23 protein-coding genes are annotated in these 24576 nt (G+C 61.6%); 10 read left to right on the forward strand and 13 right to left on the reverse strand.

The window, feature by feature from the left end:
* Nucleotide 1 precedes the first annotated feature (1 nt).
* The 3 genes from MOP87_RS09135 to MOP87_RS09145 all read right to left on the reverse strand — a co-directional run bounded on the left by MOP87_RS09135 (nt 2) and on the right by MOP87_RS09145 (nt 2263).
* Nucleotides 2-547 (reverse strand): cupin domain-containing protein, encoded by a 546-nt coding sequence (locus tag MOP87_RS09135; RefSeq protein ID WP_027915556.1) that lies wholly within the window; start codon nt 545-547, stop codon nt 2-4.
* Nucleotides 548-686: 139 nt separating this feature from the next.
* Nucleotides 687-1214 carry a cytochrome b gene (locus MOP87_RS09140; protein WP_027915557.1) on the reverse strand — a complete coding sequence of 176 codons (528 nt, stop codon included), beginning with the start codon at nt 1212-1214 and terminating at the stop codon, nt 687-689.
* Nucleotides 1211-2263 (reverse strand): catalase family peroxidase, encoded by a 1053-nt coding sequence (locus MOP87_RS09145; protein ID WP_128611111.1) that lies wholly within the window; start codon nt 2261-2263, stop codon nt 1211-1213. Before MOP87_RS09145 ends, MOP87_RS09140 begins: the two co-directional genes overlap by 4 nt.
* A gap of 126 nt (nt 2264-2389) precedes the next feature.
* Between MOP87_RS09145 and MOP87_RS09150 the strand changes: the two genes are divergently transcribed.
* Nucleotides 2390-2911 (forward strand): sigma-70 family RNA polymerase sigma factor, encoded by a 522-nt coding sequence (locus tag MOP87_RS09150; RefSeq protein ID WP_027915559.1) that lies wholly within the window; start codon nt 2390-2392, stop codon nt 2909-2911.
* Complete coding sequence (locus MOP87_RS09155) at nt 2908-3657, forward strand: anti-sigma factor (RefSeq protein WP_110607493.1); 750 nt, start codon at nt 2908-2910, stop codon at nt 3655-3657. The genes MOP87_RS09150 and MOP87_RS09155 overlap by 4 nt, the downstream gene beginning before the upstream one ends.
* Before the next feature lie 33 nt (nt 3658-3690).
* Here MOP87_RS09155 and xthA read toward each other — a convergent pair whose 3' ends face one another.
* Nucleotides 3691-4503: an exodeoxyribonuclease III gene (gene xthA / locus MOP87_RS09160; protein ID WP_023533543.1), complete on the reverse strand. Its 813-nt coding sequence runs from the start codon at nt 4501-4503 to the stop codon at nt 3691-3693.
* 156 nt (nt 4504-4659) lie between these two features.
* Between xthA and MOP87_RS09165 the strand changes: the two genes are divergently transcribed.
* From MOP87_RS09165 to MOP87_RS09175, 3 genes are read left to right on the forward strand one after another with little or no spacing between them, the layout of a single operon-like run.
* A complete protein-coding gene (locus MOP87_RS09165) occupies nt 4660-5307 on the forward strand; it encodes a GNAT family N-acetyltransferase (RefSeq protein WP_023533510.1) in 648 nt (215 codons plus the stop codon).
* Between the two features lie 52 nt (nt 5308-5359).
* Entirely contained in the window at nt 5360-7102 is a 1743-nt protein-coding gene (locus tag MOP87_RS09170) for an autotransporter assembly complex family protein (protein ID WP_027915562.1), read from the forward strand.
* On the forward strand, nt 7099-10773 hold the full coding sequence (locus MOP87_RS09175) for a translocation/assembly module TamB domain-containing protein (RefSeq protein WP_242810428.1): 3675 nt from the start codon (nt 7099-7101) through the stop codon (nt 10771-10773). The genes MOP87_RS09170 and MOP87_RS09175 overlap by 4 nt, the downstream gene beginning before the upstream one ends.
* Before the next feature lie 62 nt (nt 10774-10835).
* Here the strand turns inward: MOP87_RS09175 and MOP87_RS09180 are convergent, their stop codons facing one another.
* From MOP87_RS09180 to MOP87_RS09195, 4 genes are all read right to left on the reverse strand, one after another.
* Complete coding sequence (locus MOP87_RS09180) at nt 10836-11393, reverse strand: DUF2589 domain-containing protein (protein ID WP_028687738.1); 558 nt, start codon at nt 11391-11393, stop codon at nt 10836-10838.
* Nucleotides 11394-11478: 85 nt separating this feature from the next.
* Complete coding sequence (locus MOP87_RS09185) at nt 11479-12114, reverse strand: DUF2589 domain-containing protein (RefSeq protein ID WP_027915565.1); 636 nt, start codon at nt 12112-12114, stop codon at nt 11479-11481.
* A gap of 58 nt (nt 12115-12172) precedes the next feature.
* Complete coding sequence (locus tag MOP87_RS09190; RefSeq protein ID WP_027915566.1) at nt 12173-12553, reverse strand: Mor transcription activator family protein; 381 nt, start codon at nt 12551-12553, stop codon at nt 12173-12175.
* Between the two features lie 239 nt (nt 12554-12792).
* Nucleotides 12793-13251 carry a hypothetical protein gene (locus tag MOP87_RS09195; protein ID WP_242810429.1) on the reverse strand — a complete coding sequence of 153 codons (459 nt, stop codon included), beginning with the start codon at nt 13249-13251 and terminating at the stop codon, nt 12793-12795.
* A gap of 148 nt (nt 13252-13399) precedes the next feature.
* Between MOP87_RS09195 and MOP87_RS09200 the strand changes: the two genes are divergently transcribed.
* A complete protein-coding gene (locus MOP87_RS09200) occupies nt 13400-13588 on the forward strand; it encodes a hypothetical protein (protein WP_023533551.1) in 189 nt (62 codons plus the stop codon).
* Between the two features lie 32 nt (nt 13589-13620).
* Here the strand turns inward: MOP87_RS09200 and MOP87_RS09205 are convergent, their stop codons facing one another.
* A complete protein-coding gene (locus tag MOP87_RS09205; protein WP_242810430.1) occupies nt 13621-13974 on the reverse strand; it encodes a fe2+ zn2+ uptake regulation protein in 354 nt (117 codons plus the stop codon).
* Between the two features lie 300 nt (nt 13975-14274).
* Here MOP87_RS09205 and MOP87_RS09210 point away from each other — a divergent pair, with 300 nt between their 5' ends.
* The gene (locus MOP87_RS09210; RefSeq protein ID WP_242810540.1) at nt 14275-16527 is read left to right on the forward strand and encodes an acylase; all 2253 of its coding nucleotides are present in this window, start codon (nt 14275-14277) and stop codon (nt 16525-16527) included.
* A gap of 142 nt (nt 16528-16669) precedes the next feature.
* On the opposite strand, the gene MOP87_RS09215 is transcribed toward MOP87_RS09210, so the two are convergent.
* Both MOP87_RS09215 and MOP87_RS09220 read right to left on the reverse strand, forming a co-directional pair.
* Nucleotides 16670-17392 (reverse strand): UDP-2,3-diacylglucosamine diphosphatase, encoded by a 723-nt coding sequence (locus MOP87_RS09215; RefSeq protein ID WP_110607497.1) that lies wholly within the window; start codon nt 17390-17392, stop codon nt 16670-16672.
* The gene (locus MOP87_RS09220) at nt 17389-17889 is read right to left on the reverse strand and encodes a peptidylprolyl isomerase (protein ID WP_242810431.1); all 501 of its coding nucleotides are present in this window, start codon (nt 17887-17889) and stop codon (nt 17389-17391) included. The genes MOP87_RS09215 and MOP87_RS09220 overlap by 4 nt, the downstream gene beginning before the upstream one ends.
* Nucleotides 17890-18139: 250 nt before the next feature.
* Between MOP87_RS09220 and MOP87_RS09225 the strand changes: the two genes are divergently transcribed.
* The 3 genes from MOP87_RS09225 to MOP87_RS09235 all read left to right on the forward strand — a co-directional run bounded on the left by MOP87_RS09225 (nt 18140) and on the right by MOP87_RS09235 (nt 22119).
* Entirely contained in the window at nt 18140-19843 is a 1704-nt protein-coding gene (locus tag MOP87_RS09225) for a glutamine--tRNA ligase/YqeY domain fusion protein (protein ID WP_059184066.1), read from the forward strand.
* A gap of 9 nt (nt 19844-19852) precedes the next feature.
* Nucleotides 19853-21235 carry a cysteine--tRNA ligase gene (cysS, locus tag MOP87_RS09230; RefSeq protein WP_027915573.1) on the forward strand — a complete coding sequence of 461 codons (1383 nt, stop codon included), beginning with the start codon at nt 19853-19855 and terminating at the stop codon, nt 21233-21235.
* 722 nt (nt 21236-21957) lie between these two features.
* Complete coding sequence (locus tag MOP87_RS09235; RefSeq protein WP_242810432.1) at nt 21958-22119, forward strand: hypothetical protein; 162 nt, start codon at nt 21958-21960, stop codon at nt 22117-22119.
* A gap of 240 nt (nt 22120-22359) precedes the next feature.
* Here MOP87_RS09235 and MOP87_RS09240 read toward each other — a convergent pair whose 3' ends face one another.
* Both MOP87_RS09240 and MOP87_RS09245 read right to left on the reverse strand, forming a co-directional pair.
* Nucleotides 22360-23751 (reverse strand): HAMP domain-containing sensor histidine kinase, encoded by a 1392-nt coding sequence (locus tag MOP87_RS09240; protein ID WP_027916477.1) that lies wholly within the window; start codon nt 23749-23751, stop codon nt 22360-22362.
* Entirely contained in the window at nt 23729-24409 is a 681-nt protein-coding gene (locus MOP87_RS09245; protein WP_027916476.1) for a response regulator transcription factor, read from the reverse strand. The genes MOP87_RS09240 and MOP87_RS09245 overlap by 23 nt, the downstream gene beginning before the upstream one ends.
* Nucleotides 24410-24576: the final 167 nt, after the last annotated feature.

Below are 24576 nucleotides of genomic sequence, written 5' to 3' on the forward strand. Positions count from 1 at the left end.
ATCAGAAGTTCGCGGGGGTATTGGCGCTGATGATCTCCGCTTCGTCCTGGCCAATATTCTTGAAACTGTGGGGCAGCGTGGTTGGGATGTAGTAGCCGTCACCGGCATTGAGCACGCTGACTTGGCCATCGACCCACAGCTCGACGGTGCCTCGGGTGACGAGCCCGCACTCTTCACCCTCGGCGTGCACGATGGGCTCGCCCGAGTCGGCTCCTGGGGCATAAAGCTCGCGCAGCATACGCATTTGCCGGCCCTCGACGCTGGCACCCACCAGCAGCATGCGCAACCCGTTGCGACCCAAGTCGGGCTGCTCGCCTGCCCGGAACACAAATCGCTCCTCACGCACGGGTTCATCGAAGCTGAAAAACTCTGCCAGGCTCATCGGAATGCCCTCCAGCAGCTTTTTCAAGGAGCTGACTGAAGGACTGACGCGATTCTGCTCGATCTGCGAAATGGTCGAGTTGGTGAGCCCGCTGCGGCGCGCCAGCTCTCGCTGCGAGAGGTTGTTGCGTTCACGCACTAGTTTGAGTCGCGTCCCCGTGTCCATAGCCGCCTTGTGATAAGAGGTGTCAAGAATAATGAGCGAGGCGCATTAAAACATACTCTCAAGCCTTGCGCGCTGCGGTTTGCCAGTGCAGGCCGTTGGCGATGCCGGATGGGTCATCGCCAGGCGAGATACGGCGCCCTTATTCCGCTCTCGGGCCTGGCCACATGCTGCGCAGCACCCCGTCACGGCGAACCCAGGCGTGCATCAGCGCAGCGCCCACGTGTACCAGTACCGTGGCAAACAACAGGTAACCCGCCCAGCCATGCGCCTGGCGCAGCACGGCATACAGCTGCACGTCATGAGGCGCGATCGCCGGCAGGTCGAGCGGGCGAGGGTACCCGCCGGCCGAGAGCATGGCCCACCCCAGCAAGGGCATGGCAAGCATGAGGCCGTACAGAAGCAGATGCGAAGCGCCCGCAGCCAGGCGCTGGACAGCTGGCAGGTCCTGGGGCAGGGGCGGATGGGGAATACTCAGGCGCACGATGATGCGCGCTATCACCAGTACCAGCAGCGCCAGCCCTGTGCCCTTGTGCAAACTGACCAGCACTGGATGACGGACCGACAGGTCCGTGACCATGCTTACCCCGATGAAGAGCATGGCCAGGATCAGAATCGCCATCGACCAGTGCAGCACGCGGGCGACGGGATGAAAGACGGTGGGTTTCATGGTCGGGCTCCAGTGCTCAAGGACTCGCGGCTACGACGGTTGAACGATTCGGAATAGGCCGCTGAGCGGGCCGCGAGTATAGGGTCGGCGGTAGGTTCGATGCCGCGGGGCAGGATCAAGGGATCGAAGTTGAGGTCGCGGCAGGCACCCTGTTCCGGTGCGTCGACCTGTTCAAGCACCAACGTGCCTGCGTTGACGCTGCGCCGGTTCGCAGGCCAGGGTTTGGCGGGGTCGTCGATGGCGTCATCCGGCTCGGCAAGTACCAAACGCAGGGTCCAGCGCAAGGGCCCCTGCGCCAGCCGTCGCTGCAGGTCATGTTGCAGGAACAGGGGGTCGTCTACCTGCGCCGGCAACGCGGTGTAGGGCGTGAGCGGTTCAAGCTGCCAGCGCACCGGGTGGGCATTGCCGTCGGCATCGATCAACTTGAATGCATTGATGCTGTGGTACTGGGTGTTGGCGAAACTGTCGCTGGGCTTGTAGCTGGCGGCCCATTGCCGAAACGCGGCGCTTTCGGGGTGGGTTGCAAAGAAGGCCTGTACCTTGGCAGGGTCCGGCTTGCGCGTCGCCGGGTCCGGGGTGTTGGCAAGCACCTGCTCGTAGAACGCCTCGGCCGTACTCACTGCCAGTACGGGCGGATTGTTCATGCCGGTCCTCCAGACTTGCCCGTCATCGGTGGAGAGCTCGATTGCCAGGCTGCGCACGGGGATGCCGGTGTCAGGCGCGAACGGGTTGGCACCGCCAATGGCCAGGCGGCCTATCACCGGCACGCGCGCCTGGGTGAACGCCCGTGCCGTCGACAAGCTTGCCGCGTGCCCGCTGGCCTGGAAATAGCCGCTCACGCACAGGCCTTTGGAGTGGTTCTTGCGATAACCCGGGTAATGCCCAGCCTGGGCCTCGAACGTATCGATGATGCGCTGTGGTGTGAGCGCGGAGGGGCCAAGCCAGCCGGCGCTGTAGGCAAAGCCCGCACCGGCAGCCAGCATTAACGCGCCGATTGCCGCAAGACGCCAGGCCTTGGCCTGGCCCTGCAAAGGTTGGTTCATGGTCAGTCCCGTTGATTTCACGAAAGGTGCCAGTACGACGCTGCACTGAAAAAGTTATTCCTCGGGTGGGAATAACTTTTTCTCCAGCGCGTCTGTTCCCTACACTGCCCCATCATTGCCCGGATACTTTCCATGCAGGACTTGGACGACCAACAATGGCGAGCGCTGCTGGCCCGACTGCGCCGCTTCGCCATCTGGCTGACTCGCGAGGCGGGGAGTGCCGATGACCTTGTGCAGGCCACGGTCGAGCGTGCCTTGAGCCGGCGTCAGCAGCATCAGGATCCCGATGCCCTGCGCGCCTGGCTGTTCACCATCCTTTATCGCCTGTTTCTGGATGGCAAACGGCGAGAACGCCTGCACGCCCGCTGGCTCTCCTGGTTCGCCAGCAGCAGCGCGGCCGAAGAAGTGGCTGGCGACAATCTTGAGGACATCGTGCTGGCCCAGGCGGATTTGCAGGCATTCGGCCGACTCAAGACCGAGCAACGTGCCTTGCTGTTGCTGGTGAGCGTTGAAGGTCTGAGTTACAAGGAGGCTGCCCAGACGTTGGGCATTCCCATCGGTACTGTCATGTCACGCCTGTCGCGCGCGCGCGATGCCCTGCGCGCATTGACCGAGGACAGCCCTCGACCACCGGCCTTGCGGAGATTGAAATGACACGTCTTATTCCTAGTGAAGAAGAGCTTCATGCCTACGTCGATGACCGCCTGGACCCGGTGCGCCGCGCCGAAGTCCAGGCCTGGCTGGCCAGCCATCCCCAGGCTGCGCAACGCGTTGAAGGCTGGCTCGCCGATGCGCGCCAATTGCGTACGGGCCTGGCGGGCCTTGCGCAGCCGCGGGCGAGCACGCTGGTTGATCGGGATCAGCTGCGGCGACAGGCGCGACACCGCCTGCAGCGTCGCTGGGCAAGTGCTGCCGCGATCGTAGTGGCCTTGGGCGTAGGCGGGCTCGGTGGGTGGCAGGCGCGCGATGCCAGCCTTGCTGACGTAAAACCCATGGCTGATGCCGTGCAGGCTCACCGCTTGTTCGCCGACAGCCAGGCGCTGGACATCCAGGCGCGTGATTCCGATCAATTGCGCACTTGGCTGCAAGCGCACTTTGATCAGGTGGGGCAACTGCCTGACCTGGCAGGCTACGGGTTCACCCCCGTGGGCGCCCGACTGCTCAGTAACGAGCAAGGGCCGGCGGCGCTGGTGGTGTTCGAAGATGGGGTGGGGCGCAGGATCAGCCTGTTCCTGCGCTCACCCGGCAAGCACTTCCGGCGCATGCCGCAAGGGCAGCGAATCGATGGTCAGCTTCAGGCCCGGTACTGGTCCCACGGTGCGTACAATTTCGCCCTGGTCAGCGCCGCCGATGATGGCCGGGGTGTCGGCATCGGGGAGGCCTTGCGCACGACGTTGTGAGCCGGACGAGACCCCGTGCGCGCCCAGGCTGGCTTAGCTGAGCTCTAGCCAGATGGGCGCATGGTCCGACGGTTTCTCCATCGCGCGCAGTTCGTAATCCACTCCCGCAGCCTTGATCCTCGGGACCAGGCTTGCCGAGGCCATGATCAGGTCGATGCGCAGGCCGCGCTTGGGCGCGTCTTCGAAGCCACGGCTGCGGTAGTCGAACCAGCTGAAGCGGTCGTCGACACCCGGGTGCAGATGCCGGAAGCTGTCTACCAGGCCCCAGCCTTTCAAGCGCTCCATCCACTCACGCTCCTCTGGCAGGAAGCTGCATTTGCCGGTCCTGAGCCAGCGCTTGGCATTGTCTGGGCCGATACCGATGTCGCAGTCTTCTGGCGATATGTTCATGTCGCCCATCACCAGCACGGGTTGGTCATTGCGAAACTGGCCTTCGAGCAGTGCTTGCAGGTCGGCGTAGAAACGCTGCTTGGCCGGAAACTTGGTGGGGTGGTCACGGCTTTCGCCCTGCGGGAAATAGCCGTTCATGACGGTGATGGGGTTGCCTTGATGGTCGGCGAAGGTGCCCCAGATGAAACGGCGCTGAGCGTCTTCTTCGTCCGTTGCGAACCCCTTGTGAAGGCTCAAGGGTGCCTGGCGCGACAGCAGGGCGACACCGTAGTGGCCCTTTTGCCCGTGGTAATGCACGTGATAGCCCAGGGCCTGGACCTCGGCTAGCGGAAACTGATCGTCGCTGACCTTGGTTTCCTGCAGGCCGATGATGTCCGGCTGGTGCTTTTCGACCAGGGCGGCCAACTGGTGTGGGCGCGCCCGCAGGCCGTTGATGTTGAAACAGACGATCTTCATGCAGAGACGATCCCGGTAAAAAGGCGCGATGCTAGCCGACATCGGCGTTGATCACCAGCATGGTGGCGCGTAGGCGCTACTGGTGCAGCGCCAAGGTGAACGATGGGCGGCATTGTGCCTCCAAGGCCTATCAGCCAGCCCAGAAGGTTCCCCTCCATGTCTCAAGCCCCTGCCGCCGAGGCCCGCGTTTGCCTGCTCGATTCCGGTTACCGCCGCGAAACCCGGGCACTGCTGTACACCGTCTACCGGGACGACCCAACCTTCGCTTATCTGCTCGAAGCGCATCGCCCCGGTTATGAGCGGCGCCTGCGCACACTGCTGCGCGAGTGGGTCCGCCAGCATTTTTACCTGCAGCTGCCCGCCGTCGGCCTGCTACTCGACGATCGTCTGATCGGCGTCGCGCTGATCGTCCCGCCCCTGCGGCGACTGGGTGTGGCAGACAGTTGGGCCTGGCGTTTGCGCATGATGGTTGGCGCAGGGGTGCGTGCCACCCGGCGCTTCATGGCTTACCAGGCGGCCGTCTCGACGTGCCGGCCTACCGATCAGGTGCACGTGTTACCGCTGCTGGGTGTGTTGCCAGTGCTACAAGGCCAGGTGTATCCGACCCAGTTGTTACATGCGGTACAACACTGGTGCAGAAATGATGGAGATGCCCAAGGCATCGTCGTCGACACGGGCAATGATGAACACGTGGCGTTTTATCACACCCAAGGCTTTGTCGAGACCGGTGAGGTCGCCATTGGGACAGTACGCCAACGCGTCTTGATGTATGACAACGCTCAGGCCGGTGAGCCATTGGCGTGAATGGCGTTTGGGTTGGCTTCTTTTACACTGTTGGTCTGGTAGCATGCGCGGGATGACATATTCAGGAAGAGTTCGCTGGGGCCTGGTGATCTGGGCCGTTAGCTTTGCTGCATGGGGCCAGAGCGAATTGGTGGTGACGGTCAAACCGGCCAACAAGGCGCTCAAGGCCAATGTCGAGGGCTATATCGGTAGCTTGGGTGACCGCGACGAGCAAGCGCTGCTGCGTTTCAGTCGCGGGGCCGAGGAGCAGGCGCGCAAAGCGGCCCAGGCGCTGGGCTACTACCAGGCCCAGATAAGCACCGACGTCAAGCCGCCTAGCGGTGATGACGGTTCACCGCGATTGGTGGTGAACATCGTGCCTGGCGAGCCGATTCGCCTGCGCAACGTAACCGTGCGCGTCGAGGGGCCGGCCAGTGACATGACCGCCTTCAGGGTGCCTTCCGGCGGCGCCCTTCGCGCTGGCCAGCCACTGAACCACGGCGTCTATGAAGATGCCAAGCGTGTCATTCAGAACCAGGCCTCACGTTATGGCTTCTTCGCAGGCCGCTTCAGCCAGCAGCGCCTGGCCGTCGATCCACGTGCTGGCGTGGCCGATATCGATCTGGTCTACCAAAGTGGGCCGCGGTACCGCTTGGGCGCGGTCACCTTCAGTGGCGATACGCCGTTGGACGACGATCTGCTGCAGCGCATGGTCTCGTTCAAGCCCGGTACACCCTATGATTCGGAGCTGATTGCCGAACTCAACAACGATTTGCAATCAAGCGGCTACTTCGAGGGCGTGCGCGTAGACGCCGCGCCCACGGCCGCTGTCGCCCAGAACATTCCGGTCGATGTGCGCCTGGAAACCCGCAAACCCCGTACATTAGGCCTGGGCCTTGGCTACTCCACCGACGTCGGTCCGCGCGGCAAGGCCAACTGGACTCGCCATTGGGTCAACCCTCAGGGGCACAGCTATGGCTGGGAAGCGGAGCTGTCGGCGCCGCGGCAAAACGTGGGGTTGTGGTACGACATCCCGTTGGACCCACCATTGACGGACAAACTGCGTTTTGCCGGGGGGTACCAGAACGAGGAACTGGCGGGTACCGACACCCTCAGCAAGCTGTTGACGGTAGGCCCTGAATGGCACAGCAAGCTGCCCAATGGCTGGCAGCGAGTCATATCGCTCAAGTACCAACGCGAAGAGTACCGGCTGGGGGACGATGCGGGCCTGAGCAACCTGCTGATGCCCGGTATCAGCTATTCGTTTCTGCGCAGCGACAACCGCATAGACCCCCACAATGGCTATCGCGTGCAGTTCGAAGCGCAAGTGGCCAAGGAAGGTGTCGGCTCCGATACGAACCTGCTGCGCGGCAACGTGTTGCTCAAAGGGCTTACGACGGTAGGCCAGAATCACCGTCTGCTGGGCCGCGTGCAGTTTGGCGGTAGTGCCACCAACGGTTTCCAGAACAGCGTTCCGCCTTCGCTGCGGTTTTTCGCCGGTGGCGACCAGAGCGTGCGCGGCTATGACTACCAGACGCTGTCGCCAAAAAACAGCGATGGGGATCGCATCGGTGGTCGCTACCTGGTGGCGGGCAGCGTCGAGTACCAGTATTCCCTGACGGACAAATGGCGCCTGGCAACCTTCGTCGACCAGGGCAATGCGTTTAATGACTTCGAATTGCCCAACCTGAAGACGGGCGTCGGCTTCGGCGTGCGCTGGGTGTCACCGGTAGGGCCGCTACGCCTGGACCTGGCCAAGGCCCTGGACGACGACGGCGGCATCCGCCTGCACTTTTCCATGGGGCCTGAGCTTTGAAACCTGTAATCAAATACATGCTGCTGGGCCTGTTGGGGCTCGTGAGCATCCTGACCCTGACCATCGCGTTGCTGATCGGCACAGAGGGCGGCAGCCGGTGGGCGCTGGGCAAGGTTCCCGGGCTGAGCGTAGAGGGCTTCGCAGGACGGCTGGCGGGCACTTGGCAAGCGACTCGTCTTTCCTACGTCGATGGGCAAACCCAGGTTCTGGTGCAGGCGCCCTTGCTGAACTGGTCCCCGGCGTGCCTGCTGCGTGGGGCTTTGTGCATCGATCAGCTGCACGCAGAACGTATCGACATGGCGTTTGCCCCTTCGACCGACGTCAGTGACGACGGCCCGCTGCAATTGCCCACAGTGGACTTGCCGCTTGCCATCGAACTGGGCGAGGTGCAGATCGGGCAATTGCGTCTGGATGGCAGCGACCTGCTTGGTGATCTGCAACTGGCTGCGCACTGGACCGGTGAGGGCATGCGCATCGACAGCCTGCATCTGACCCGCGACGATTTGAAGCTGGACCTGCAAGGTGACGTGAAGCCCCAAGGCGATTGGCCTGTGCAGCTACAGGCCCAGGTGCAGCTCCCTGCCATGGGTGACCAGCCATGGCAACTGGCATTGCAGGCCACGGGTCAATTGCAACGCTCGCTTGACCTGACCGGCACTAGCAGTGGGTACCTGGATGCCACTCTTGCAGGCAAGGTCCAGGCGTTGGCCGAACACCTGCCCGCCAGCTTGAGCATTCAGTCCAAAGCGTTCAAACCGTCGGAAGCACTGCCCGACACCCTGCAGCTCGATGACCTGGTGCTGCTGGCCGATGGGAACCTGGAGACGGGTTATGCATTGACCGGTTCTGCCAACTTGCCAGCCGAGCAGTCGCCCATCGCTCTGGCCTTGTCCGGCGTGGTCGACAGCAAGGGCGCCGTGGTCAAGGGCCTTGATCTCAACGCAAGCGATAGCCAGCAGGTGAAGCTGCAAGCCAAGGTCGACTGGCAGGAGGGCCTGGCAGCGGACGCGCAATTGGTTTGGCAGGACTTCCCCTGGCTGCGCCTGTACCCATTGGATACACCACCCGAGGTGACGCTCAAGCGCCTGAATGCAGAGGTCCGCTACCGCGACGGTCGCTATGAAGGCAGCTTCGATGGCGATCTGGACGGGCCTGCCGGCGCTTTCAAGGTGGCAAGCCCCTTCGAAGGTGACCTTGAGCAGGTCACCTTGCCAACGCTGGCGCTCACTGCGGGGCAAGGCAAGGCAACTGGCCGTGTGGCCGTACGCTTCGCCCAAGCACTCGCCTGGGACGTCGACCTGCAACTGTCGGCGTTGAACCCGGCCTATTGGGTGGCGGAACTCCCTGGAACATTGGCCGGGCCGTTGCGCAGCAAAGGCCAGGTGCAGGGCGATGACCTGTCGCTCGACGCACAGCTTGACCTCAAGGGCCGCCTGCGTGGTCAACCCGCTGTACTCAACGTTCAGGCGGACGGGGCCGGGCAGCGCTGGACCCTGGCAGCCTTGCGCGTACAACTGGGCGACAACCGCATAAACGGCAGTGGCAGCCTGCAACAGCGCCTGGCCGGCAAGGTGGACATCGACCTGCCACGCCTTGTGCAGCTGTGGCCCGAGCTGCAGGGCCAGGTCAAGGGGCAGCTGGACGTGGCCGGCACCCTGCAGGCGCCGCAAGGCACACTGGCTCTGCGCGGTACCGGGTTGGCCCAGGCCGAGAATCGCTTGCAGCAACTGAACCTGTCGGCCCGTCTGGACGACAGGCAACGGGCCAATATCGACTTGAAGGTCACGGGCATTCAGGCGGGTGATACCGACCTCGGTACGCTGCAAGCGGTCGGCAATGGCGACATGCGACGACAAGCATTGACGCTGGCGTTGAACGGCCCGCAGCTGAAGTTGGACGTGGGGCTGGACGGGCAACTGGACGATGGTGACTGGCGCGGCCGCCTGGCCACTGGGCGGGTACAGGCTGGCGGACAAGACTGGCAATTGCAGGCGCCTGCCAAATTGCAGCGCCTGGCCAGCGGTCAGCTGGATTTCGGTGCCCATTGCTGGCGATCCGGGCAGGCCAGTCTGTGTGGTGACGATCAACGGTTGGCGCCTGAGCCACGCCTGCGGTACCACCTCAAGCGCTTCCCGCTGGACAGCCTCGCGCAGTGGATGCCCAAGGATTTCGCATGGCAGGGTCTGCTCAATGCCGACATCAACCTGGACCTGCCCGCCAGCGGCCCGAAGGGTACGGTGGTAGTGGACGCCAGTGGCGGCACATTGCGCGTCAATGACGGTAATCGCTGGGTCGATTTCCCCTACCAGACCCTGCGACTGGATAGCACCTTGGCACCGCGGCGTATCGATACGCGTCTTGCATTCCGTGGGGAGCGCCTGGGGCAGCTGAATCTCACAACGCGCATTGACCCACTGGGCAAGGACAAGCCGTTGTCCGGTGATTTCAACCTGGCTGGTCTCGACCTTTCGGTCGCCCGTCCCTTCGTGCCGATGGTGGAGCACCTGGCTGGGGAGCTCAAGGGTAGCGGGCAGCTGTCCGGCACATTGTTGGCGCCGCAAGTCAACGGTAGTGTGAATTTGAGCGGTGGCCAGATCACCGGCGCCGAACTGCCGACCCAGTTCCAGGACCTCAGCCTCCAGGCCCGGATCGCGGGTGAACAGGTGCAGCTTGCCGGCACCTGGCGCAGCGGCAGCACCGGGCGCGGCCAGGTCGATGGTAGCCTGACCTGGGGCCAGGCGCTGGGGATGAACATCCGCGTGCAAGGGCAGCAGTTGCCCGTCACGGTCGAACCCTATGCCACCCTGGAGGTGGCGCCGGACCTTACCTTGCAACTGATCGACGACAAGTTGGCAGTCACAGGCAAGGTGCAGGTGCCCAACGGCAAGATCACGGTGCGCGAGCTGCCCCCCTCGACGGTCAAGGTTTCCGACGACACGGTCATCGTGGGCAACCAGACCGAGGAGGGCAAGCCGCCCATGGCCATGGCCATGGATATCGATGTAGAGGTAGGACGAGGCAAGCTGTCGTTCAGTGGTTTCGGCCTGACTGCCAACCTGCTGGGGCACGTGCATATCGGTGACAATCTCGATACGCGCGGCGAGTTGAGCCTGGCCGATGGTCGCTACCGCGCCTACGGCCAGCGGCTGACCATCCGCCGCGCCAGGCTGCTGTTTGCCGGTCCGATCGACCAGCCCTACCTGGACATCGAAGCGATCCGCCAGGTTGATGACGTGATTGCCGGCATCCGCTTGAGCGGCAACGCCGAGCAACCGACCAGTACGGTGTTCTCCGAGCCTGCCATGAGCCAGGAGCAAGCGTTGTCCTACCTGGTGCTTGGCCGTCCGTTGGGAGCATCGGGTGAAGACAACAACATGCTGGCCGAGGCCGCATTGGGCCTGGGACTGGCTGGCAGCGCAGGGATCACGGGGAATGTGGCATCGCGTCTGGGCATCGACGACTTCCAGCTCGATACCGAGGGCTCAGGCAACACTACCAGTGTGGTGGCCAGCGGCAACCTGACCGAGAAACTCAGCCTGCGCTATGGGGTAGGGGTATTCGAGCCGGCGAACACCATCGCCCTGCGCTACAAGCTCAGTAAGAAGGTGTATGTCGAGGCTGCCAGTGGAGTGGCAAGCTCGCTGGACGTCTTCTACAAACGGGACTTCTAGTCGCCACCCAAGGTTGACGGCCTGACCTGGCCGAGGGTCGGGCTGAGCAGATGGTGTCGGAATCAACGGATCGTCGCCGCCTCGATGAACTCGTTGGTGGGCGAGGGGGGTGTCGCTGAAGCCGGGGCGCGAACTGGGGTGATCAAGTTCGTGTACTCCTCGATCAGCCGGTTCAAAGCCTCGGGCGGTTCGCTTGCCTGGAACTGCATGCGGATCTGCACTTCGTCGGGATCGCGGTTATCCCCTTGGCGGCCATGGCCGCCAATGGTGACCTTGAAACTCGCCGAGCGGTTTCCATCGGCTGGGGTGAGAGCTCGGCGTGCTTCGGTATTCTGCACGCGAACCGACAGGTCGACCTGCATCCGTTCGAGCGCCAACCCTTTGGGGGAAACCAGCGCAAAAAGGGGCACGCGCATCAAGTGTTGCCCATCCATGGCCACCTCGACCATCTTCGCGGTCATCGGTGCGCCCAGCTCTTGGTGATTGCAGTCGAAAAAACGATCGAACAGTTCAATGTACTGTTGCGCGATCATGCTGTTGGCGGCGCTCGCAGCTTCCTGCAGGCCGCGAGTGATTTCGCGCAGGTCAATGGAGGTCATGGGGGCGGGGCTCTTGTCCATGGGGTCGACTCATTGGGCCAAGTGGGTCCCCTGAAGAACCTTCAGGGGGACAGGTCGCGTCACGCCGTGAGTGCGTCGACGGTGGTCATGCCGTTGGGCGATTGCGCTCTTCCTGAGCCTCAGATGGCGGATTCGAAGGGCGCTCTTGCTGCGTGGCATCCTTTGCAAGAACGGGCTTGGTGGCGGCCTCCGTGAGGAAGTCGATCACCCTCATCATTGCCTCCGGTGGATCCTGTCGCTTGAGGGTCGTGTTGAATGCGTAGCGCGCCCGGGTGTCGGTCTTGCGAGTTTGCGAGGACTTGTGGCTTACGCTGCCCTTGACGTTGAGCTTGAAAGGCCCCCAACCCAAGGAGGCGGCGGCTTCTGCGTTCACATCCCTGGCCGACGTGTCTTCGGACATCTGGTTGATGACCAGCTCGAATTCGACAGTACCGTTTTCGATGGCGATGTTGGGGTGGGTGATCGCCGCCATCAGCGGCACTTGCAGCGTCTTCTTGACCACGCCCTTTGATTGGCCCTGCTCGTCGACGATGGTCTCGTCGTAATCGAACTGAATGGCGACCGCCTTGCCGTCCTGTACGCAGACTTGCATGAGGAAGTCTGCGTAGGATTTGCTGGCGGTGACCTGGGCTTGGACCATGGCCTGCAATGGGCCTGCGATCATGCGGTCCATGGGCAGGGCGTTGATGACAGACCCGATTAAGCTGTTATCTATAGACATACTGGGTTCTCTTCTTAGGTTTCAGGTTGAGGGGGGGTATGAGTTGATAAAGCGTCGCTTATCGCAATGGCAAATCCTGACGGCGGATGTTGCCGATCTGGCGCAGGCTCAGCCCGTACTTATTGGCCAACAAGCTGCGCGAGAATCCGCTGGCGCTTTCTTTCTGAATCTGTTGGTTGCGCAGTTGGCGGACGAAATGATCAGCCTTGGGAATCTCGAGCGCGACACCTGCAAAGCGCTTGATCAGGGCGTCGAGTGCCTCAGCCGGTAACACATCAGCAAGCTTGGTACGATCGCGGTGCTTTGGAATGTACTTAGGCCTACCGCCAAACGCGCAGGTCAGCTGGTACGCGTTTTCTATGCCTATGCACTCAATCAATGCCTGTAGCGATTGCGGCAATTGGCTGACGTCGATGTGGCTCAAGTCTGGCGTTTCCATATGACGCTCCTTCGAAAATGGTAGGGATCACCAGCGGCATAACGTCGAGGTGTGGCTGGATTTTCAGTGATTGCCGGCGGGACCCGCTAGGCGCCATTAGGGGTGAGGGTTGTAGCTTCGGTTACTAGCTTATGCAGGCAGCGCAGTCTCACCGTGTAGGAAAAAAGCATGTAAGCGCTTGAGGATCGACTGTTGTCAGGGGGGTGAGCACAACGTATGGCATTTTGGGCCCTCGCACCTCAGTCGCAGGGATAGGCACTGAGTAAACTGGCGCTGCTCACGCGCGCCTTTTCAACGTTTCGCAGCTCCGATGGCACGGACCTCCAGTCCACTTGCACGCAGAGCGCGTGAAGGGGCTGCCCTTTACGGGATCCGATAATCCGGTCATCGAAGGTCCGGCGGTAGATCGCCTGGGTCTGGGACACAGGCCGTACATGGTCGGCCCCGGCCAGGGTCTGCTGCGCAAGTGCTGGCAATACAGCGGAGGGCACCTCGAAGCGCAACGAGGTGTTGTCAGGACTCAGGTAGCCAGCCTTTCGGACCCGTTGCCACAACTGTTGCCACTGGCTGCTCCCTGCTTGCTGGCTCAGCGTGTGCCCAAGATCGAGCAGTGTTGCGCAAGGGACTTCAGTTGTAGTGAAAGCGTGCAGTGGCGTGGCAGCCAGGCACAGCAAGAGTGTTGACAGGCGCTTGTTCATGGGGCTCCCCACAGGTGTGATGAAGCCGTATTTTTTCAGCTGGCGATGCTATCAGGCAGCAGGAAATGCAGCGCCGGGGCGGGCGAACGTTGTATCATCTGCGCGGCTTGAGCAAAGCCATCTGTCCCGGATGTAGCAAGGAACCCTGATGACACACGTGCAGCGCCTGAAATATTCTCTCCTGATCATTCTGGTAGTCCTCGGGCTGATGATCGGTCTTTCCCACTTGCAAAAAGCCGGTACGATCAGCGAGCAGACCTTCCAGATGCTGGCTATCGCCATTGCCGTGGTCGTGGTCGTGATCAACGGCATACTACGACGCAAAGTCAGGCGCTGATGCTTGCCGGGCCAGTGGGCCGGCCCAGCTGCTCAGGGCGAAATAGTCCGCTCCAACAGGGCGCGGGCCTGCGGATCAAGGCTGTAGCATTTGTCGGCCCCTAGCTGAATCACGCCTTCGGCGCATAACCGCTTGAGCACTTCTCGTACGCTGAGAAATGACAGCGGTATGTCCAATTGCTCCAGTTGCGCATGCACACCTCGCACCCCAATGCTTCGTCCATTTCGCTGCGCCGCGTGCAGGGTGTCTATCACTTTCAGCCGTATCAGGCTGGTACGCAGGCCGAAGCTGCGCAGCAACTCGCGTATCTGCTCGTTGCCGGTTCGTTCGTCGATCTGCGCGTCCTGCCCCGTCGTGGCATGTATCGGAGTTGGCGGGTTGTACATGTGAATGCTCCTTTTCTTGGACGAATCCGAACGATGGGTGCCTCTTTGAATAAGACGAATGAGCGCATGTAATCTGCAATGCAAAAGCAGAAAAAACTTGATCATTCGTTGGGTTTCCAGATCAAGCGGCCTCTTCTCCAGTCATGTCTTGGGCTCTGCGCGCTGGTGCCAGGCCTGAGCGCGGAGGCCGCCTAAACTCTACCCACGTTCGTTCGTTTCACCGGCATGAACCGTATTCGAGGAGTGCCCGTGTCCCCACTTATCCGCTCAAGTCGTTGTGCCGGTTTAGCCGCAGCGCTCATGGTTGCGGCCTTGACCGCACAGGCCGAAACCGTAGCGCAAGACGCCAGCGCCCAGATCCGTCGCACTACCTATGGCGTGCCGCATATCGTGGCCAAAGACGAAAGAGGGCTCGGTTATGGCATTGGCTATGCCTATGCCCAGGACAACCTTTGTTTGCTGGCTGACCAGGTGCTGACGGTCAGTGGTGAGCGCTCGCGCTATTTTGGTAGCCAAGGCCGGACCGTCGACCAGCGCGAGAACCTGGCCAGCGATGTGTTCTTCACGTGGCTCAACGCGCCGGCTCAGGTGCAGGCCTTTCTGGAGGCACAGCCCGCTGCCATCCAGGCCCTCCTGGCGGGTTATGCCAGTGGTTTCAATCGAGCACTGGCCGAGCGGCGTCAGCAGGGCTTGCCTGCGGAATGTGGAGATGGCGCGTGGGTGCGCGCCATCACCAGCCAAGACCTGGTCAAGCTTACCCGGCGGTTACTTGCAGAAGGTGGGGTCGGGCAGTTCGTCGAGGCCCTGGCCGGGGCGCACCCGCCCCAGAACGATGCCCAGCGACCCGCCGTCGCTTATGGGCAAGCGTTGGAGCAGCAGCAACGCTTTGCCACCCAGCGCGGCAGCAACGCCATTGCAGTGGGTGCCCAGCGTTCGCTCAATGGCCGAGGTTTGCTGTTGGCCAACCCGCATTTCCCTTGGGTGGGAGGCATGCGGTTCTACCAGATGCAATTGACCATCCCCGGTGAGCTCGATGTGATGGGCGCAGCGCTGCCAGGCCTGCCGATGGTCAATATTGGCTTCAATCGCCACCTTGCGTGGACCCACACCGTCGACACGTCCAGGCATTTCACCCTGTTTCGCCTGCAACTCGATCCAAAGGACCCAACCCGATACATGCTCGACGGCAAGTCGCTGCCGCTGACCCGTCAAAGCATCAGCATCATGGTCAAGGCCGCCGATGGCCGATTGCAGAAAGTTGAGCGTGTTCTGTACAGCTCGTCATTTGGCCCGATCGTCCAGTGGCCAGGGCGGTTGGATTGGGACAGACATACGGCTTACAGCCTGCGCGATGCCAACAGCGACAACACCCGCGTCTTGCAGCAGTGGTACCAGATCAATCGCGCTGACAGCGTGGCGGCGCTGACGCGTTCCGTCGAGCAGCTGCATGGCATTCCATGGGTCAACACCGTCGCTGTGGATGAAGGTGGCAAGACGACCTACCTGAACCAGTCGGTGGTGCCCTATGTCGACCAGGCATTGCTCGATGCCTGCGGGGGCGAACACGCAGGCCCGTTGGTCGTGCTCGACGGTTCCCGCAGCCTGTGTAACTGGAAGGTTGACGGCCGCGCCGCCCAACCCGGTACGGTTCCGGCTGAACTCATGCCGCGCCTGGAACGCGATGACTTCGTCCAGAATTCCAATGATCCAGCCTGGATGACCAACCCTGCGCAGCCGCTGACAGGCTACTCCCCGTTGGTCAGCCGCAGTGATCAGCCTCTGGGCATGCGCGGGCGTTTCGCATTGGAACGTTTGCAAGGCAAAGCGCTACTTGGTGTGGACGACCTACAGCGCATGGTGACCGATGATGAAGTCTACCTTGCGCGTTTGCTGCTGCCGGATCTGTTGAACTGGTGCAAGCGTGCCCCCACAGATGTCGAGCCAGTGTGCCGTAGCCTGGCCAGCTGGAACGGCAAGGCCAACCAGCAGAGCAACATGGGGCTGGTGCACTTTCAAAACATCTACGATGCACTTGAGCAACAACCGCAGGTATGGCGAGTAGCGTTCGATCGCAACGATCCCGTGCATACCCCGCGTGGTTTAGCGGTGGAGCAGGCATCGGTGAGCAAGGTGGTTCATCAGGCGGCCCTTGCCTCGCTCCGTCAAGTGGCCGAGGAGGGGATCGACCCGATGGCGCGGTGGGGGCAGGTGCAACAGGCCCATGATGGCACGCCAGTGCCGGGCGGCCCCCAGGCACTTGGCGTGTACAACGCCATGTACAGTGTGCCGATGGGGCAGGGCAAGCGTCTGGTTGTCAGCGGCACCAGCTACCTACAGCTGGTCAGCTTTACTGACGATGGCCCCAAGGCACGTGGTCTGCTGGCGTTCTCCCAATCGAGCGAGGCGGTCTCGCCGCATGCCAGTGATCAGACCAAGGCGTTCGCCGCTGGTCAGCTGCATGATATGCCGTTTACAGAGAAGCAGATTAAGGCCGATCCGGCGTACCGGGCGATGATTATCCGTGAGCGAGATGAGCGGCCAGGCGTTCAGTGATTGTCGGTACGGGAGACGAGCCTTGCTGGTCTCCCGCATGCCTTGACTGTGAGCGTCGCGCGTTGCGTATGAGCATCAGGCCGACGCCTGATGCTGCGCTCAGGCGGGCTATCCCGTTGTCGAGCAGGTAGCGCCCAAGCGCTCAGGGAAACTCGAACGGCGCCAGCTGAAACCCTTGCGCGTCCACTTGCAAGGCCCAGGCCCGCTTGTCCCAGTCGCCCAGCACGATGCGCCGGGCCGGCTCCCCGTCCACCATCAGCTTGTGAATCGCCGGACGATGGGTGTGGCCGTGCACCAGCGTTCGCACGTGGTGCGCTGCCATGACCTTGGGCACTTCCTCGGGCGTGACGTCAACGATCTCCGTGGACTTCATTCGCGTCTGTGCGCGGCTTTCGCTGCGCAGCTTGCGTGCCAATTTCATCCGAACCGACAGCGGCAGGTGCCGAAGCAACCAGAGGCTTACAGGGTTGCGCAGTAACCGGCGCATTTTCATGTAGCCCAGGTCGCGGGTGCACAAGGTATCGCCGTGCATCAGCAGCACCCGTTCTGCTCCCAACTCCACCACGCAGGGGTCGCTCAGCAGGGTGCAACCTGCGGCCTCGCAAAAGGCCTGGCCAATCAGAAAGTCGCGGTTGCCGTGCATCAGGTACAGCGTTGTGCCGCTGTCACTGAGTCGGCGCATGGCCTGGCAGATCGACTGCTGGAAAGCGGTCATGGCATCGTCGCCGATCCACGCTTCGAAAAAGTCGCCCAATATGTACAGTGCCTGGGCCTGGCGAGCACGACCTTCGAGCAGATCAAGAAACGCCCGGGTAATGTCCGGGCGTTCTTCTTGCAAGTGCAGATCAGAGATCAGCAGTATCACTCAATGATCTCGGCTATCTCGATGATCACGTCGTCTTTGGGTACGTCCTGGTGGCCAGCACTCGAGCCCGTGGCAACCTTCTCGATGGCGTCGACGACTTCACGGCCTTCGATCACTTCGCCGAACACGGCGTAGCCCCAGCCCTGAGTGTTCTTGCCACTGTGGTTGAGGAAATCGTTGTCCGAGGCGTTGATGAAGAACTGCGCCGAGGCGGAGTGCGGGTCCATGGTGCGCGCCATGGCGATGCTGTACTTCTTGTTCTTCAGGCCGTTGTCGGCTTCGTTCTGGATGCTGGCGCGGGTTTTCTTCTGGGACATGCCGGCTTCGAAGCCGCCGCCCTGAATCATGAAGCCTTTGATGACACGGTGGAAAACGGTGCCGTCGTAGTGGCCTTCCTTGACGTACTGCACGAAGTTCGCGGTCGTCTGCGGCGCTTTCTCGGCGTCCAGTTGCAGGACGATGTCGCCGTGGTTGGTGCTCAGTTTGACTTTGGACATGCTGAAACTCGCTTTTTCAAGGCAATCGGAAATTGGGATGCGCTGGGCGCTGATTACTAACCAGACGCGGCATCAGGTGTTGGGGACACATGGCGCGCTTGCGCCATTTTGCCAAGGCTGCGGCAAAAAGGCGTGATAAAACACGCCAGTTTGGCGGAGCCCGACTGTCGGCAGCTTGACTGCTTCGGCTATGATAGGCCCTTTGATTCATTCGGCCTACCCAGGCCGGCTACGTGCATTCAAGGATCCTATGAGCAAGCCCACTGCCGACAACGCGCCCAACGCCGCTGCCAAAGGCGCCCCCGCTGTCCCTGCGAACTTCCTGCGGCCGATCATCCAGGCCGACCTGGACTCGGGCAAGCACGCCAGCATCGTCACCCGCTTCCCGCCAGAGCCAAACGGCTACCTGCACATCGGACATGCCAAGTCGATTTGCGTCAATTTCGGCCTGGCCAAGGAGTTCGGGGGTGTCTGTCACCTGCGTTTTGACGACACCAACCCTGCCAAGGAAGACCAGGAATACATCGATGCCATCCAACGCGATGTAAAGTGGCTGGGCTTTGACTGGGCCGGTGACGTTCGCTATGCCTCCAGCTACTTCGACCAACTGCACGCCTGGGCCGTCGAGCTGATCAAGCAGGGCAAAGCCTACGTGTGCGACCTCACCCCGGAGCAGGCCAAGGAATACCGCGGCAACCTCAAGGAGCCAGGCAAGAACAGCCCGTTCCGCGAGCGCAGCGTGGAGGAAAACCTCGACCTGTTCGCGCGCATGAAGGCCGGCGAGTTCAAGGACGGCGAGCGCGTGCTGCGCGCCAAGATCGACATGGCGTCGCCCAACATGAACCTGCGGGACCCGATCCTCTACCGGATCCGCCATGCGCACCATCACCAAACAGGTGATACCTGGTGCATCTACCCCAACTACGACTTCACGCACGGCCAGTCGGATGCCATCGAAGGCATCACCCACTCCATTTGCACCCTGGAGTTCGAAGGTCACCGGCCGCTGTATGAGTGGTTCCTGGACAACCTGCCAGTGCCGGCGCATCCGCGCCAGTACGAGTTCAGCCGTCTTAACCTCAACTACACCATCACCTCCAAGCGCAAGCTCAAGCAACTGGTGGACGAGCAACACGTCGAGGGCTGGGACGACCCGCGCATGTCCACGCTGTCGGGCTTCCGCCGCCGTGGCTACACACCAGCATCGATCCGCAACTTCTGCGAAATGATCGGTACCAACCGCTCGGACGGCGTGGTCGACATGTCCATGCTGGAGTTCTGCATCCGCGACGATCTGGACCGCACTGCACCCCGCGCCATGTGCGTGTTGCGCCCTTTGAAGGTGGTGATCACCAACTATCCCGAAGGCCAGACCGAGCAGCTCGAGCTGCCGCGCCACCCTAAGGAAGACATGGGGGTGCGCGTGCTGCCGTTCGCACGCGAGTTGTACATCGACCGTGACGACTTCATGGAAGAGCCGCCCAAGGGCTACAAACGTCTTGAGCCCAACGGCGAAGTGCGCCTGCGCGGTAGCTACGTCATCCGCGCCGACGAGGCGATCAAGGACGCCGATGGCAACATCGTCGAACTGCGCTGCTCGTACGATCCCGACACCCTGGGCAAGAACCCCGAAGGCCGCAAGGTCAAGGGCGTGATCCACTGGGTGCCGGTCGAAGGCAGCGTGGAGTGCGAAGTCCGCTTGTACGATCGGTTGTTCCGTTCGGCGAACCCTGAGAAGACCGAGGAGGGTGGCACTTTCCTCGACAACATCAACCCCGATTCGCTGCAAGTGCTCAGCGGCTGCCGTGCCGAGCCCTCGCTGGCCCAGGCGCAGCCAGAAGATCGCTTCCAGTTCGAACGCGAAGGCTATTTCTGTGCTGACCTCAAGGACAGCCAGCCGGGCCGCCCGGTATTCAACCGCACCGTCACATTGCGTGACTCCTGGGGCAGCTGAGGAACCATCGTGCTCACGATCTACAACACACTGACCAAGACCAAGGAGCCGTTCAAACCGTTGGACGGCAACAACGTGCGCATGTACGTCTGCGGCATGACCGTCTACGACTACTGCCATCTGGGCCATGGTCGCAGCATGGTGGCCTTCGACCTGGCCACCCGGTGGTTGCGCAAGAGCGGCTACAACCTGACGTACGTGCGCAACATCACCGACATCGATGACAAGATCATCAACCGGGCCAACGAGAACGGAGAAACCTTCGACGCACTCACCGCCCGTATGATCGACGCGATGCATGAGGACGAACGCCGCCTCAACATCCTACCTCCGGACCAGGAACCACGCGCCACCGATCACATTGCCGGCATGCATGCCATGATCCAGACCTTGATCGACAAAGGGTATGCGTATGCGCCTGGCAACGGCGACGTGTACTACCGCGTCGGCAAGTTCGTGGGTTACGGCAAGCTCTCGCGCAAGAAGATCGAAGACCTGCGCATCGGTGCGCGAATCGAGGTCGGCGAGGCCAAGCAGGACCCGTTGGACTTCGTACTGTGGAAGGGCGTCAAGCCAGGCGAACCCAGCTGGGAATCACCCTGGGGGCCTGGCCGGCCTGGTTGGCACATCGAGTGCTCGGTGATGTCCACGTGCTGCCTGGGTGAGAGTTTCGACATCCATGGCGGCGGCAGCGACCTTGAGTTCCCGCACCACGAGAACGAAATTGCCCAGAGCGAAGCTGCAACCGGCAAGCCGTACGCCAACGCCTGGATGCACTGCGGCATGATTCGCATCAACGGCGAGAAGATGTCCAAGTCGCTGAACAACTTCTTCACCATTCGTGACGTGCTGGAAAAGTATCACCCTGAAGTGGTGCGCTATCTGCTGGTGGCGAGCCACTACCGCAGCGCGATCAACTATTCGGAGGACAGCCTGCGTGATGCCAAGGGTGCACTGGAGCGGTTCTACCACGCCTTGCGTGGCCTGCCCCGTGTCCCGGCCAGCGGTGGGGATGCTTTCGTCGAGCGTTTCACTGCTGCGATGAACGACGATTTCGGTACGCCGGAAGCCTGCGCCGTGTTGTTCGATCTGGTCCGCGAGATCAACCGCCTGCGCGAGAGCGATGTGTCTGCAGCGGCAGGCTTGGCGGGGCGTTTGCGTGAGCTGGGTGACGTGCTGGGTGTGTTGCAGCTGGAGGCCGATGACTTCCTGCGTGCGGGCGCTGAAGGCAAGGTGGACGCAGCGCAGGTCGAGGGTTTGATCCAGGCGCGGTTGCAGGCGCGGGCCGACAAGAACTGGGCCGAGTCTGATCGCATCCGTGACCAGTTGACGGCCATGGGTGTGGTGCTTGAAGACAGCAAAGGCGGGACGACCTGGCGGTTGGCGGACTGATCTGGGGGGCGAGCTGATTGGGTTGCTCGCAACCCATGTCTAGCGCGCCTCGACTCCAAGATTGCCAAGCTAGTCGCCCTTGCCCTTGCCCTTGCCCTTGCCCTTGCCCTTACCGCTACGTGCTTCTGTTTCTGCTTCTGCTTCTAAGCGCGCGGTAGTCCAGGCGCCGCAGATCGCGACTTCAGGAGGCCGAGCGCAGGGCTTGCGGAGGGAGGTGACAGGCATGGATGCCTGTCAAGCGCTGGGCCCCAGGATGGGGCCTGCAGCGCGGTCCTCCCGGGAGCAAGCCCGGAGCGAGGGAACCCCGGAGCGCAGCGTAGGGGCCGGATGATAGGAGCAGGCGGTTTTTGCTTACTTTTTGACAAGACAAAAAGTGAGCCGCCGTAAGGGCGGAAGGGTGACTGTGCGCCACCCGCGCCAATGAATACCAACTTGCTGTATGCGCCCACGCTTTGAAGTTTGAAGTTTGAAGTTTGAAGTTTGATTGGGTTCGTGTGGGTATTGATAGAGCGCATAGTCCATTTGCGATGGCGACGCTTAATCACCTTTTCGCCCTTACGGCGAGTTACTTTTTGTCAAACGCCACAAAAAGTAACCAAAAAAGGCTGCGCTCCATTCATACGGCCCCTACGCTGCGCTTCGGGGTTCCCTCACTCCGGTCTTGCTCCCGGGAGGACCGCGCTGTAGGCCCCATCCTGGGGCCCAGCGCTTGACAGGCATCCATGCCTGTCATCTCCCTCCGCAAGACCTGCGTTCGGCCTTCTGAAGTCGCGAAGATCAAAAGCAAGAGCAAGAGCAAGAGCAAGAGCAAGAGCCAGAGCAAGAGCAAGAGCAAGAGCAAGAGCAAGATCAAGATCAACAGTAAACCGTTAAACTCTCCTTAGTGGAGCCATCTGGGTACGCGTAATGGTTATATTCGGAACAGTGGTCACGATATCTGCTGGGTATCTAGCAACTTGTAGGAGCGGCCTAGTGCCGCGATGGGCCGCAAAGCGGCCCTAAAAGACTCAAACACGAAATAGGAACTTTTGGATTTACTGCGCGGGTCCCCGCGCCGGTCCAGCGCCCCCTACAAGTCCGCTCCATGCCCGCACCACCGCAACGATTGCCAGCCCTGCACCGGCTTACTTAACCAAGCCCGCAAGAGGACAATGCAACACCAGCTTCGCCCCTCCCAGCCGACTTTCACCGATCTCCAAACCAAACCCATGCAAGTCCACGATCGCCGCCACGATGGACAGACCCAAGCCGAAGCCCGCATGCCGATGCCCCTCGTCGCTGCGATAGAACCGCTTGAGCACCGCAGTACGCTCCTGTTCCGCAATGCCAGGTCCCGTGTCTTCCACAGCTAAGTGCACGCCCGTGTCATCTTGGGAGGCTGCGATCTGTACCTGTCCTCCTTCAGGCGTAAACTTGATAGCGTTGCCCACCAGGTTGGCCAGCGCCTCGAACAACAGCTCGCGGTCGCCATGCAGCGCTGCCAGCTGCCCTGGTTGATGCAAGGTCAATTGGATGCCACCGTCCTCCGCCAATGGCAGGTAGAAATCGTGAAGTTCCACCAACAGGTCATGTGGGTCCAGCTGCGTGAACCCTGCACGACGCTGGCGATCTTCCAACTCGCTGATCCGCAACAGCCCGCGAAAACGGGCCATTAGCGTATCGGTTTCACCAATGGCTTGGTCCAGCGCCTCCGCCTGGGCGGTATCGGCATCGCTTTGCTGGCGTATGCGGTACAGCTGCGCGCGCAGCCGCGTCAGCGGCGTACGCAGGTCGTGGGCGATGTTATCGCACACACCCTTGACCTCGTGCATCAGGCGCTCGATGCGGTCGAGCATGGCGTTGACGATGGCAGCCAGCATGTCCAACTCATCGCGCCGTGCCGACAGCGGCAAGCGATGGGTCAGGTCGCCCGCCACGATCAGTTCGGCCTGGGCCTGTACCGCACGGATGCGCTTGAGCGGCCTGCGCCTGAGCAGGTACCAACCTGCAAAACCCGGGATCAGCGTCAACGAGATGCCCCACAGCAAGGCGTCGAGGATGATACGTGTGACGACGAACAACGAGCCGTTGTCCCGGAACAACACCAACCAACGGCCATCCTGCACCTTGATCGCCACCGCATCGCAGCTATGGCGCGGCATGTTCGGATCGTCGGCATTCAGGCAGCGCTTGAGCTCGTGAATCTTGCCGTCCAGTGCCAGCTCAGGGGGTAGGGCACGCACACTGCCGCCCAACGGGTTGAGTTGCGCGTCGAACAGGCCATAGGCATCGAAACTGCGTTCTTCGAACGCCTGGCTGGCGATCAGGGCGTCGTCCAGTTGCTTGCCGCTCATGTGCGCGAACAGGTGTTGGCGCTGCAGCATCGAATGCCGGGTGAGTTTGTTCAGGTAGCTGGAAACCTCGAAGTACAGCACCCCCATGAGGATGCTGCTCCAGGCCACGAACAGAAAACTGTAAAGCGCCAGCAGCCGGCTCGTGGACGAACTCCAGCCTTTAGACGGGTTCAGCAATGGCATAACCGGAGCCCCGTACGGTACGGATCAACGGCGACTGGCCAGGCAGGTCGATCTTCTTGCGCAGGCGGCCGATGTGCACGTCAATGAGGTTGGTGCCTGGATCGAAGTGATACCCCCAGACTTCCTCGAAGATCATCATCCGCGTGATGACCTGACCGCTGTGACGCATCAGGTATTCGAGCAGTTTGTACTCGGTGGGGAGCAAATTGAGCGTGTGCTCGCCGCGCCGGGCTTCATGGGTGATGAGGTCCAGCTCCAGGTCGGCCACCTGCAGCTTAGTCTGAGTCATGGGCACACTGTTGCGGCGCAGCAAGACTTCGACGCGCGCTGCCATCTCGTCCGAGGCGAACGGCTTGGTCAAGTAGTCGTCGCCGCCTGCACGCAGGCCCCGCACCCGTTCATCCACGTCCGACAGCGCGCTGATCATCAGAATGGGCGTGGCGATCTTGAGATTGCGTAGGGTGGTGACGATGGTCAGCCCGTCCACCTCCGGCAACATGCGATCAAGGGTGATCAGGTCATAACCGCCGGCGATGGCCTTGGCCAGGCCCTCGCGGCCATTGTCGGCCCAGTCAACGTCCAAGCCATGGCTGTTGAGTTCAGCGACGATTTCCTGACCGGTGACGGCGTCGTCTTCGATGGTGAGTACGCGAGGCATGCGGGTTCCCGGGCATCCAGATGAAAGCCTGATTGTGCCAAAGAACGGCCAGCAGGCGATTTAAGAATAATTCATCTGGCGCCTGTTGCATTGCTTTGCTTGTTTATCGGCTTGCGTGGCACATGGGCAAGCAAGTACGACTCGGCTGTGAGAGGATAGGCCGCATC

It is taken from the genome of Pseudomonas sp. I3-I5 (genome assembly GCF_022699445.1).
GTDB classification, from domain to species: Bacteria; Pseudomonadota; Gammaproteobacteria; order Pseudomonadales; family Pseudomonadaceae; genus Aquipseudomonas; species Aquipseudomonas fulva.